Source organism: Pseudomonas sp. S30_BP2TU TE3576, assembly GCF_050436025.1.
In the GTDB taxonomy this organism is placed as follows: Bacteria; Pseudomonadota; Gammaproteobacteria; order Pseudomonadales; family Pseudomonadaceae; genus Aquipseudomonas.
Window position 1 is genome coordinate 4,747,197 of sequence record NZ_JBNDLK010000001.1, and the last position, 12,286, is coordinate 4,759,482.

Here is a 12,286-nt window from a genome sequence, read left to right on the forward strand (position 1 = left end):
GGCAGTCAACACGATTTAAGAGGCGGCATCATTGTCTACGGGTAATTTGGATTTCGAACAGTTCCGGGTATTCCTGGAAAAAGCCTGTGGCATTTTGCTCGGTGAAAACAAGCAGTACCTGGTCTCCAGCCGTCTCAACAAACTGATGGAACAGCAAGGCATCAAGTCTTTGGGAGAGTTGGTTCGGCGCATGCAGACCCAGCCGCGCAGCGGTTTGCGCGAGCAGGTGGTGGATGCCATGACCACCAACGAAACCCTGTGGTTTCGTGACACCTACCCGTTTGAAGTCTTGAAGAACAAGGTACTGCCCGAAGCGATCAAGGCCAGTCCCGGCCAGCGCCTGCGCATCTGGTCGGCGGCGTGCTCGTCGGGCCAGGAACCGTACTCGCTGTCGATGTCCATCGACGAGTTCGAGCGGGTCAATATGGGCCAGTTGAGGATGGGCGTGCAGATCGTTGCCACCGACCTGTCCGGCACCATGTTGAACAACTGCAAGACCGGCGAGTACGACAGCCTGGCCATTGGCCGCGGTCTGTCGCCCGAGCGCCTGCAGCGTTATTTCGACCCGAAAGGGCCGGGGCGCTGGGCGATCAAGGCGCCGATCAAAAGCCGGGTGGAGTTCCGCTCCTTCAACCTGCTGGACAGCTACGCGAGCCTCGGCAAGTTCGACATCGTGTTCTGCCGCAACGTGTTGATCTACTTCTCCGCCGAGGTGAAGAAGGACATTCTGTTGCGCATCCACAGCACGTTGAAGCCGGGCGGCTACCTGTTCCTCGGTGCTTCCGAAGCGTTGAACGGTTTGCCGGATCATTACCAGATGGTCCAGTGCAGCCCGGGGATCATTTACCAGGCGAAGTGATTCTGTTGGCGTTGGCAAAAAAAGCGGGAGTCCTCAGGGGCTCCCGTTTTTTTGTCCGCAATATCTCTCCGCACACCACAAATCCCCTGTGGGAGCGGGCTTGCTCGCGAAAGCGTCTTGTCAGTCAGTATTTGTTTTTCTGACACACCGCTTTCGCGAGCAAGCCCGCTCCCACAGTTGTCAGGCGGTGTTCTCGACAGTGGATCAAGCGGCAGAAAAGCGGCAGGCGGCGGAAAACCGTTGCCGCTTTTCTGGCATTGCCGCATTGCCATGGCCGGTAAGGCCCCGGTTTCCGGGCTTTTTTGAATTGGCATGGGGCTTGCTATGTCGATCCTACGAAAAATCAGGTCACCCGAAGGTTTCCCGACATGAGCATCAGCTTCGATAAAGCGCTCGGTATCCACGAACAAGCCCTGGGCTTCCGCGCCCAGCGTGCCGAAGTCCTGGCCAACAACATCGCCAACGCCGACACCCCGAACTACAAGGCTCGGGACCTGGACTTCTCGAAGGTGCTCGCCGAGCAGAACGAGAAAACCAAAAACGGCACCTTCGCCTTGAACATGACCAACAGCCGTCATATCGAAGCCGAAGGCCTGGGTAATGGTGACGAGTCGTTGCTGTATCGCACGCCGATGCAACCGTCGATCGACCAGAACACCGTGGACGCTCAGCTGGAACAGTCGAACTACGCGGAAAACGCGATCGGCTTCCAGGCCAGCTTCACCCTGCTCAACAGCAAATTCAAAGGGCTGGTGTCAGCCCTGCGCGGAGAGTAAGCCATGTCTCTATCCAGTGTTTTCAACATTGCCGGTAGCGGCATGAGTGCGCAGACCACGCGTTTGAACACCGTCGCTTCGAACATCGCCAACGCCGAGACCGTCTCGTCGAGCATCGACCAGACCTACCGCGCGCGTCACCCGGTGTTCGCCACCATGTTCCAGGGCGGCCAGAGCGGCGGCAGCGACTCGCTGTTCCAGAGCCAGGACGCCGCCGGTCAGGGCGTGCAGGTGCTGGGTGTGGTCGAAGACCAGAGCAACCTCGAGGCGCGCTACGAGCCGAACCATCCGGCGGCCGATGCCAAGGGCTATGTCTACTACCCGAACGTCAACGTGGTGGAGGAAATGGCCGATATGATTTCCGCGAGCCGTTCGTTCCAGACCAACGCCGAAATGATGAACACCGCAAAAACCATGATGCAGAAAGTCCTGACCCTCGGTCAGTGATAAGGGGCGACTCAGATGAGTGTTACCGATTCCACCAGCGGTTTGAGTCTCAACGACATCCTGGCCAATTCCTCGATCAAGACCAACACCACGACGGATGGCCTCGCGTCGGCAACCGGCAGTGCCACCGGCAACAAGGCCCTGGGCAAGGATGCGTTCCTGCAGTTGCTGGTGACCCAGCTGAAAAACCAGAACCCGCTGGAGCCTCAGGACAACGGCGCGTTCGTGGCCCAGTTGGCACAGTTCAGTAGCCTGGAAGGCATCACCACGCTCAACGATACCGTGAGCGGTCTGGCCAGCAACTACAACTCGTCCCAGGCCTTGCAGGCGTCGTCGCTGGTGGGCCGTTCGGTCATCGCGCCGGGCGACAAGGCCGTGGTCGACACCACCAAGAGCCTCAGCGGCACAGTGGTCGTGCCGTCTTCGGTGGCGTCCGCCACCTTGAAGATCACCGACGCAGCCGGCAAGACCGTGCGCACCATCGACCTGGGCTCACAGAAGGCCGGCAACGCCAGCTTCATCTGGGACGGCAAGAACGATGCGGGTGAGACGGTACCCGCGGGCACCTACACCTTCGGCGCCACGACCACGATCGATGGCAAGTCCGTCGCGTTGATCACTAACCTGCCAGCGACCGTCAACAGCGTGACCATCAGCCAGAGCGGCGGTGAGTTGATGCTCAACCTGGCCGGGCTGGGCAGCGTTGCCCTGTCCAAAGTACAAACCATTGGTATGTAGAGCCGACTAACACGGCACAAAGGAGTGGATGATGTCTTTCAATATCGGCCTTAGCGGTCTCTATGCAGCCAACAAGCAACTGGACGTGACCGGCAACAACATCGCCAACGTCGCAACCACCGGTTTCAAATCGTCCCGTGCAGAATTCGAAGACGTGTACTCGGCGACTCGCCTGGGTACCGGCAGCAAGACCGTCGGCAACGGCGTGCGCCTGGCCAACGTTTCCCAGCAGTTCGGCCAGGGCGACGTGAGCAACACCGGCAACGTGCTCGACATGGGTATCCAGGGCAACGGCTTCTTCGTCCTGAGCAACAACGGTTCGCTGACCTACACCCGTGCCGGTACATTCAAGACCGACAAGGAAGGCTACGTCACCAACAGCGACGGTACTGCCCGCCTGCAAGGTTACGGAGTGGATTCCAACGGCAAGATCGTCAACGGCGTGCTGACCGACCTGCGCATCGACACCTCCAACCTGGCGCCGAAGTCCACCAGCACCGTGTCGTCGACGATCAACCTGAACTCCACCTCGGCGGTGATCGACCAGACGGTTGCGGCGAACCAGTTCGACCCGAGCAAGACCGAGACCTTTACCAAGTCGTTCAGTACCCCGATCTTCGATACTCAGGGTAACCAGCACACCATGGATCAATACATGGTCAAGACTGGCGCGAACACGTGGGACACCTACACCCTGATCGATGGTCGCAACCCGGATGGCAGCGATCCTACCGTTACCGCTCCGGTTGCTTCGACCATGTCGTTCGACTCGACTGGTAAACTGGTTTCGGTCAGTACCCCGGCCCCGCCTGGCGCTCCAGTGATCAGCAGTGACCTGAAGATCACCAACTGGACTCCGGGCTCCGTGACCGGTGGCGTCTGGACAGCCAACGGCGCCGCAGCCGATCCCGCTGGTTTGACCATCGCCATGGCCAACACCACCCAGTTCAACGCCGACACCGCGCGTTCGATACCGGCACAGAACGGTTACGCCACTGGCCAGATCACCAACCTGACCATCGACGGCAGCGGTGTGCTGCTGGCCAACTTCAGCAACAACCAGACCAAGCCCATCGGCCAGATTTCCCTGGCCAGCTTCACCAATGAGCAAGGCCTGCAGCCGGTAGGCGGCACCAGCTGGAAAGAAACCTACGCGTCGGGCATTCCAGGCTACGATGCGCCGGAGACTGGCACCCTGGGTTCGATCGTTTCCAACTCCCTGGAAGAGTCCAACGTCAACCTGACCAACGAACTGGTCGACCTGATCAAGGCGCAGAGCAACTACCAGGCGAACGCCAAGACCATCTCCACACAGAGCACCATCATGCAGACCATCATTCAGATGACCTGATGCTGGACAGTGCTGTGCAAGGAGCCCCTCATTAGAGGGGCTTTTTTGTGGCCTGAGGTTTTGTGTTGGTGGTGATGGCCTCTTCGCGGGCAAGCCCGCTCCCACAGTTGATCGTGTTTATCTGGAAAGACTCGGTCCCCTGTGGGAGCGGGCTTGCCCGCGAAAGCGTCAGCTCAGTCACCGCTTTCCTTGAGGCAAAAGAAAACCCCCGACCCGCCAGCGGCTGATCGGGGGTTTTTAGTAAGCACCTCTCGGTGCTTACCGGCTCAGCTTATTGGCAAGCTTCGCAATCCGGCTCGTCGATGGCGCAAGCCTTCGGCACTGGAGCAGGGCCGGCAGGCGCTGCCAGGACCGAGTCGTCACCGTGGTTGCCGCCGCTGGAAACAGCGTTCAGCTTGCCGGTGTTGATGGTCGACTTCTCGGTGCTGGTCGCAGCCAGGGCACGGAGGTAGTAAGTGGTTTTCAGGCCACGGTACCAGGCCATGCGGTAGGTCACGTCCAGTTTCTTGCCCGAAGCGCCAGCGATGTACAGGTTCAGCGACTGAGCCTGGTCGATCCACTTCTGACGACGGCTGGCCGCGTCGACGATCCACTTGGTGTCCACTTCGAAGGCAGTCGCGTAGAGCTCCTTGAGTTCTTGCGGGATACGCTCGATCTGCTGCACCGAACCGTCGTAGTACTTCAGGTCGTTGATCATGACCGCGTCCCACAGACCGCGAGCCTTCAGGTCGCGAACCAGGTACGGGTTGATCACGGTGAATTCGCCCGACAGGTTCGATTTCACATACAGGTTCTGGTAGGTCGGTTCGATCGACTGCGATACGCCGGTGATGTTGGCGATGGTCGCGGTCGGTGCGATGGCCATGATGTTGGAGTTACGAATGCCTTTCTGTACACGGGCGCGAACCGGTGCCCAGTCCAGGGTTTCGTTCAGGTCGACATCGATGTACTTCTGGCCGCGGGCCTCGATCAGGATCTGTTGCGAATCCAGCGGCAGGATGCCTTTGGACCACAGCGAACCCTGGAACGTCTCGTACGAACCACGCTCGTCGGCCAGATCGCAGGAAGCCTGGATCGCGTAGTAGCTGACCGCTTCCATCGACTTGTCGGCGAACTCGACGGCAGCATCGGAACCGTAAGGGATGTGCTGCAGGTACAGCGCGTCCTGGAAGCCCATGATGCCCAGACCGACCGGACGGTGCTTGAAGTTGGAGTTCTTCGCTTGCGGCACTGAGTAGTAGTTGATGTCGATCACGTTGTCGAGCATGCGCACGGCGGTGTTCACGGTGCGTTGCAGCTTGGCGGTGTCCAGCTTGCCGTCGACGATGTGGTTCGGCAGGTTGATCGAGCCCAGGTTGCAAACGGCGATCTCGTCCTTGTTGGTGTTCAAGGTGATCTCGGTGCACAGGTTCGAGCTGTGGACCACGCCGACGTGTTGCTGCGGGCTGCGCAGGTTGCACGGGTCCTTGAAGGTCAGCCATGGGTGGCCGGTTTCAAACAGCATGGACAGCATTTTGCGCCACAGGTCTTTGGCCTGGATGGTCTTGAACAGCTTGACCTTGCCCGGGTACTCGGTCAGGGCTTCGTAGTACTCGTAGCGCTCTTCGAAGGCCTTGCCGGTCAGGTCGTGCAGGTCCGGCACTTCGGACGGCGAGAACAGGGTCCACTTGCCGTCATCGAAGACACGCTTCATGAACAGGTCAGGGATCCAGTTGGCGGTGTTCATGTCGTGGGTACGACGACGGTCATCACCGGTGTTCTTGCGCAGCTCGATGAACTCTTCGATGTCCATGTGCCAGGTTTCCAGGTAGGCACACACAGCGCCTTTGCGCTTGCCACCCTGGTTAACGGCAACGGCGGTGTCGTTGACGACTTTCAGGAACGGCACCACGCCCTGGGATTTGCCGTTGGTGCCCTTGATGTACGAACCCAGCGCACGAACCGGGGTCCAGTCGTTGCCCAGGCCGCCAGCGAATTTCGACAACATGGCGTTGTCGTGGATCGCGTGGTAGATGCCCGACAGGTCATCCGGCACGGTGGTCAGGTAGCAGCTCGACAGCTGTGGACGCAGGGTACCGGCGTTGAACAGGGTCGGGGTCGAAGCCATGTAGTCGAAGGACGACAACAGGTTGTAGAACTCGATGGCACGGGCTTCGCGGTCTTTCTCTTCGATCGCCAGGCCCATGGCCACGCGCATGAAGAAGATCTGCGGCAGTTCGAAACGCACGCCATCCTTGTGGATGAAGTAACGGTCGTACAGGGTTTGCAGGCCCAGGTAGGTGAATTGCTGGTCGCGCTCGTGGTTGATCGCCTTGCCCAGTTTTTCCAGGTCGAAGGAGGCCAGCTCAGGGTTCAGCAGCTCGTATTCGATACCCTTGGCGATGTAGGCCGGCAGCGCCTTGGCGTACAGGTCGACCATCTCGTGGTGAGTGGCGCTTTCGGCGACGCCGAGGAAGCCCAGGCCTTCGGCACGCAGGGTGTCCATCAGCAGGCGGGCGGTCACGAACGAGTAGTTCGGCTCGCGTTCAACCAGGGTACGGGCAGTCATCACCAGGGCGGTGTTGACGTCGGTCAGGGCCACGCCGTCGTACAGGTTCTTCAGGGTTTCGCGCTGGATCAGGTCGCCGTCGACTTCTTCCAGGCCTTCGCACGCTTCGGTGACGATGGTGTTCAGGCGGCCCATGTCCAGCGGCGCCAGGCTGCCGTCGGCGCGGGTGATGCGGATCGAAGGGTGCGCTTGTACGGGCTCTTCGGTCGTGCGAACAGCGCGTTCCTTGGAGCGGGCATCACGGTAGATCACGTAGTCGCGAGCCACTTTCTGCTCGCCGGCACGCATCAGGGCCAGTTCGACCTGGTCCTGGATTTCTTCGATGTGGATGGTGCCGCCCGATGGCATGCGACGCTTGAAGGTCGCGGTGACCTGTTCGGTCAGGCGGGCAACGGTGTCGTGGATTCGCGACGAGGCAGCAGCGGTGCCGCCTTCAACTGCGAGAAACGCTTTGGTGATGGCGACGGTGATTTTGTCATCGGTGTAGGGAACGACAGTGCCGTTACGCTTGATCACACGCAGTTGGCCAGGCGCGGTGGCGGACAGATCCGAATTCGAATCAGCGGCCTGCGGCAAGGTGCCCTGCGGGTTCTCGCGAGTTGTGTCGGTTTGCATGGGGGGGTGTCTCCACATTCTCTATGTTTGTTTGGGCACCATCACGGTGCCCACCGTTCCGTCCTGAAGCACTACAACCGGCGAGCGCCGGGCATAACAACTTCGGGACAGGAGGAAGGGGGCTTTATCGGGCGCCGCTTCCATGCCGAAGTCTTTGGTCTCACGCCTTGGGCCTGAAACCGGGGTCCTTTATAGGTGGCAGTCGGGACTGCAACACCCGTACCGTTTTCACCACTCGGGGCCGAAATACAGTAGCCATCCGCACGCGCGGTTTGGTCTTTCGAAAATACGTTTGGTTCAACCGGACAGAGGCAATAAAAGCGCTTGAAATTGGTGTCTGGTTTGTGTTTGGTTTTTTGCGCAAAACCCTATATCTAGGGTTTTTTTAGCGCCGGGCTACAAGATAATGCGTTTTGGGGGGCGATTGCAACGTACTGCCTGTGGATAAACCTGTGCGTAAATTGTGTGTGAAAGAGGGAACCGGCGTGTAGGCCGCGACGCAGCTGGACCGGACCTTTTTTCAGCGATTTTCTACGATCGAAAACGCTCGGGCGGATTTTTAAGGGCGCGAACCCTATCACAAAAAACCGTGTTGTCCGAACGCATTTACCCGCTTGTGTTCTCGACGGGTGGCGTTTATACAATCGGCCCAGCGTGTATACCTATTTGTCCCCCCGAATCATTAAAAAAAGACGGGCGGATCCTTCCTTATTAGTGTTTTTGGCAAGCAGAGGTCACCCGTGGAGCAAGAAGCCTGGCAGGTATTGATTGTGGAGGACGACCAGCGACTGGCCGAACTGACCCGCGAATACCTGGAAGCCAATGGCCTGCGTGTATCGATCGAAGGGGATGGTGCGCTCGCTGCGAACCGCATCATCAAGGAACAACCGGATCTGGTGATCCTCGACCTGATGCTCCCCAGTGAAGATGGCCTGAGCATTTGCCGCAAGGTCCGCGCCCGCTATGACGGCCCGATCCTGATGCTCACCGCCCGCACCGACGACACCGACCAGATTCTCGGCCTGGACCTGGGTGCCGATGACTACGTGTGCAAGCCGGTGCGCCCGCGCCTGCTGCTTGCGCGCATCCAGGCCCTGCTGCGCCGTAGCGAAACGCCCGAGGTCACCCCGGAAAAACAGCGGCGTCTGCAGTTCGGCCCGTTGATCGTCGACAACGCCTTGCGTGAAGCCTGGCTGCAGGGCAATGGCATCGAGCTGACCAGTGCCGAATTCGACTTGCTCTGGCTGCTGGTGGCCAATGCCGGGCGCATCCTGTCCCGGGAAGAGATCTTCACCGCGCTGCGGGGCATCGGTTATGACGGTCAGGACCGCTCGATCGATGTGCGCATCTCGCGCATCCGCCCGAAGATCGGCGATGACCCGGAGCATCCACGGCTGATCAAGACCGTGCGCAGCAAAGGTTATCTGTTCGTTCCCGAGGCTTGCGTAGACCAGCCCCTGTGAACTCGATCTTCCTGCGTATCTATGGCGGCATGTGCGCCGCGCTGATTCTGGTGGCGGTGCTCGGTGTGCTGGCGTTGCACCTGCTCAATCAGGTGCGCAGCGAGCAGTACCGCGAGCGCCTGGCCCACGGCACGTTTTCGCTGATGGCCGATAACCTGCAACCGATGAACCCGACCGAACGCCACCGGGCCTTGCTGGTGTGGGAGCGGCTGCTGGGCATTCCGCTGGCGCTGAAAACCTTTGCCGAGACGGACCTCGACCTTACCCAGCGCACTCGCGTGTTGCGCGGCCAGGCATTGGTGGAGCAGACCGGGCCGCACGCGGCGAAGGTCTACAAACTGGTCAGCGACAAGGAACAGTTGATGCTCACCGGGGAAGTGCAGCAGATCAGCGAACAACTGGCCCGGGCGACCATCTACTTGTTGACCGATGAACTGGTGCGGACCCCGGTAGCCGAGCAGCCCTTGCGCCTGGCGCAATTGAAGGAAAGCAAGGGCTTCGGCTTCGACCTGCGGCTGGTCACGGTTGACGAGGCGGGCATGGACGACGACCAGAGCCGCCGGGTGTCCGAGGGTGACACCGTGATGGCGCTGGGCAAGGAGGGTGATTCGATCCGGGTGTTTGCCGGCATGGTCGGCACGCCGTGGGTCCTGGAAATCGGCCCGTTGTACCAGATGAATCCTTATCCGCCGGAGTGGCTGGTGTTGATTGCCGCGCTGGGCCTGACGCTGATCGGTTTGATCGTCTATCTGCTGGTGCGCCAGCTGGAGCGGCGTTTGCGTGGCCTCGAAGCCGCCGCCACGCGCATTGCCAAGGGTAGCCTGGAAACCCGCGTGCCAGCGCGCGGCGCGGACTCGGTGGGACGGCTGGCCTCGGCGTTCAATGGCATGGCCGAGCACTTGCAACAGTTGCTGGCGATCCAGCGCGAACTGGTGCGTGCGGTGTCCCACGAATTGCGCACGCCGGTGGCGCGCCTGCGCTTCGGCCTGGAGATGATCGGCTCGGCTACCACGCCGCAAGCCCTGGAAAAATACTGCCAGGGCATGGACCACGACATCGAAGACCTCGATCGGCTGGTGGACGAGATGCTGACCTACGCGCGGCTGGAGCAGGGCTCGCCGGCGCTGAATTTCCAGCGGATCGATCTGGATGCCTTGGTCAATCAAGTGATTGAAGAGCTGGCGCCGTTGCGCGCCGACGTCACGGTACAGCGGGGTTTGTGCCTGTCGGCCGCCGATAACGACGATGCCTGGGTCGAGGCCGAACCGCGTTATCTGCATCGGGCGATCCAGAACCTGGTGACTAATGCCATGCGTCATGCGCAATCACGGGTGACCATCAGCTATCAGGTGGGGCAGCAGCGTTGCCGGGTGGATATCGAGGATGACGGGCCGGGTGTGCCGGAGTCGGCGTGGGAGAAGATCTTCACGCCGTTCCTGCGCCTCGACGACAGCCGTACCCGCGCGTCGGGCGGGCATGGACTGGGGTTGTCGATCGTGCGGCGCATCATCCATTGGCACAACGGGCGTGCGTTGATCGGCAAGAGCAAGAGCCTGGGTGGGGCGTGTTTCAGCCTGAGTTGGCCGCGGAACCAGGAGAAGCGTTGAGATTTTCGGTGACTGTTCAACTGCTTTCGCGAGCAAGCCCGCTCCCACATTGGGCTTTGTGAACACCACAGATCCAGTGTGGGAGCGGGCTTGCTCGCGAAGAGGCCCGGTCATGTGCCGAAAATCTTCAGGCCTTGATGCTGACCAGACTCAACAACTGCCCGTCCTTGACCCCGAACTGCGCATCCAGCTCGGTGCCGCTGCGCCATTCGCTGGATAAATCCGTGAGCAGTCGCAACCGCACCTCACCCGACTCACGCCACTCCAGCACTTCGGCGTGTTCGAAGTAAAAACGTTGCTGAACGATCGGATAGAGCGCCTTGAACAGGCTTTCCTTGACCGAGAACGTCAGGGTGACCAGTAGCGCCCGTTGATCCTGATCACCGGCCGCCAGGCGCTGTAGCTCCGGTGGATTGAGGATTTCCCCGGCCAGGCGTTCGGCCCGTTCGGCATTGAGCAGGTTTCCTTTTCCAGGTCCATGCCCAGGCCGCGCCAATGGTTTTTGTTCGCCACGATCGCGGCGGCCCGGCCGGTGCCGTGGGTGATCGAGCCGGTGATATGAGCGGGCCACACCGGTGCCCGGTCTTCACCGATGGCCGGAACCACATTCAAACCTTCGAGCCGTTGTAACGCGGCCCTGGCACACACCCGCCCGGCAAGAAACTCCGCCTGCCGTTTGGCCACCGAGCGCTGGATGCTCGCCGGCGCCTCGACGGCGCTGCGCTGGAAATCATCGCTGGCCAGCCGGGCGCTATCGAAGTGAGTGCTCAGCAGGACCGTATCGGGCAGCACAAATGGCAGCGGCCAATGGTCATCGAGGGGCGTACAGCAGACGGGCAGGGCGGGGGTGGAGTTCATGTTGGGCATTTTGCCGTTAAGCAGCAAGACTGGGTAGTAGCCGATAGCTTTTGTGGCGAGGGAGCTTGCTGTGGCGAGGGGGCTTGCCCCCGTTCGGCTGCGAAGCAGTCGTAAATCCTGCAACCGCGCCCTATCTGGCCCAATGCGATTGCAGGTTTTGGGGTGGCTTCGCCACCCAACGGGGGCAAGCCCCCTCGCCACAGAGGGCGGTCTCAGCCAAAGATCTTTTTGAAGAACGCCTGCATGTCCGCCCAGGATTTTTCATCCGCGGCCTTGTTGTAGCCAATGTCCGGTCCGCCATGATCGCCATGGCTCAACCGGTCGGCATCCGGATTGGTGAAGCCGTGCCTGGCGCCGTCGAGAATGACGAATTTATAGTCGGCCCCGGCCTTGTCCATCTCGCTCTTGAAAGCCGTGATGTTTTCCGGGGTGACGATGCTGTCCAGCGCCCCGTGCTCCACCAGGATCTTCGCCTTGACGCTGCCTGGCGTCGCCGGCGTATTGGTCGCCAGCGCGCCATGGAAACTCACCACGCCCGCCAGCGGCACACCCTGGCGCGCCGCGTTGAGTACCACGCCACCACCGAAGCAGTAGCCGATGGCGGCGATTTTGTTCGGGTTGGTTTGTGGCTGTTTCTTCAGCAAATCGAGCCCGGCGTTAAACCTCGCACTGCCCACGGCACTGTCTTTCGTCACCGCTTGCATAAAGGCCATGGCGTCTTTGGGGTGCTCGGTATTTTTGCCGTCGCCGTACATGTCGATGGCCAGGGCGCTGTAGCCCAGGCCGGCGAGATCCCGGGCGCGACGTTTGGCGTAGTCGTTCAGGCCCCAGAACTCATGTACCACCAAGACCCCGGGGCGCGGGCCTTTGATGGCATCGTCATAAGCGTAATAGCCGATCATTTTCGTGCCGTCGGCACTTTGGTAGGGGATTTCCTGGGTCTTGATGGCGGCCTGGCCGAGCCCGCTCAAGGCCAGTAGGAGGACGGCGAAGAACATGCGCATGGTCGGATCTCCTGTTGAAA

9 protein-coding genes and 1 pseudogene are annotated in these 12,286 nt (G+C 60.5%); 7 read left to right on the forward strand and 3 right to left on the reverse strand.

The features are described 5' to 3' along the window. The first annotated feature begins 31 nt into the window (after window positions 1-31). The 5 genes from cheR (at window position 32) to flgE (ending at window position 4,171) form a co-directional block, all read left to right on the forward strand. Window positions 32-859, forward strand: coding sequence for a protein-glutamate O-methyltransferase CheR (gene cheR, locus ABIA48_RS21640; protein ID WP_429491208.1), 828 nt, complete (start codon window positions 32-34; stop codon window positions 857-859). A gap of 368 nt (window positions 860-1,227) precedes the next feature. Beyond that, complete coding sequence (gene flgB, locus ABIA48_RS21645; RefSeq protein ID WP_007988729.1) at window positions 1,228-1,635, forward strand: flagellar basal body rod protein FlgB; 408 nt, start codon at window positions 1,228-1,230, stop codon at window positions 1,633-1,635. A 3-nt stretch (window positions 1,636-1,638) separates the two neighbouring features. Continuing rightward, the gene (gene flgC / locus ABIA48_RS21650) at window positions 1,639-2,082 is read left to right on the forward strand and encodes a flagellar basal body rod protein FlgC (RefSeq protein ID WP_007980123.1); all 444 of its coding nucleotides are present in this window, start codon (window positions 1,639-1,641) and stop codon (window positions 2,080-2,082) included. A gap of 15 nt (window positions 2,083-2,097) precedes the next feature. Next, window positions 2,098-2,820: a flagellar hook assembly protein FlgD gene (gene flgD, locus ABIA48_RS21655; RefSeq protein ID WP_429491210.1), complete on the forward strand. Its 723-nt coding sequence runs from the start codon at window positions 2,098-2,100 to the stop codon at window positions 2,818-2,820. Window positions 2,821-2,851: 31 nt separating this feature from the next. Continuing rightward, window positions 2,852-4,171: a flagellar hook protein FlgE gene (gene flgE, locus ABIA48_RS21660; RefSeq protein ID WP_429491212.1), complete on the forward strand. Its 1,320-nt coding sequence runs from the start codon at window positions 2,852-2,854 to the stop codon at window positions 4,169-4,171. A 271-nt stretch (window positions 4,172-4,442) separates the two neighbouring features. Here flgE and ABIA48_RS21665 read toward each other — a convergent pair whose 3' ends face one another. Beyond that, complete coding sequence (locus ABIA48_RS21665) at window positions 4,443-7,334, reverse strand: ribonucleoside-diphosphate reductase subunit alpha (protein ID WP_429491214.1); 2,892 nt, start codon at window positions 7,332-7,334, stop codon at window positions 4,443-4,445. Between the two features lie 740 nt (window positions 7,335-8,074). Between ABIA48_RS21665 and ABIA48_RS21670 the strand changes: the two genes are divergently transcribed. Then, window positions 8,075-8,797 carry a winged helix-turn-helix domain-containing protein gene (locus ABIA48_RS21670; protein ID WP_429491215.1) on the forward strand — a complete coding sequence of 241 codons (723 nt, stop codon included), beginning with the start codon at window positions 8,075-8,077 and terminating at the stop codon, window positions 8,795-8,797. Next, window positions 8,794-10,404, forward strand: coding sequence for an ATP-binding protein (locus ABIA48_RS21675; RefSeq protein ID WP_429491217.1), 1,611 nt, complete (start codon window positions 8,794-8,796; stop codon window positions 10,402-10,404). Before ABIA48_RS21670 ends, ABIA48_RS21675 begins: the two co-directional genes overlap by 4 nt. A 127-nt stretch (window positions 10,405-10,531) precedes the next feature. Here the strand turns inward: ABIA48_RS21675 and ABIA48_RS21680 are convergent. Beyond that, window positions 10,532-11,262: pseudogene (locus ABIA48_RS21680) on the reverse strand (4'-phosphopantetheinyl transferase family protein). A 212-nt stretch (window positions 11,263-11,474) separates the two neighbouring features. Then, on the reverse strand, window positions 11,475-12,266 hold the full coding sequence (locus ABIA48_RS21685) for a dienelactone hydrolase family protein (protein WP_429491219.1): 792 nt from the start codon (window positions 12,264-12,266) through the stop codon (window positions 11,475-11,477). Window positions 12,267-12,286 lie beyond the last annotated feature (20 nt).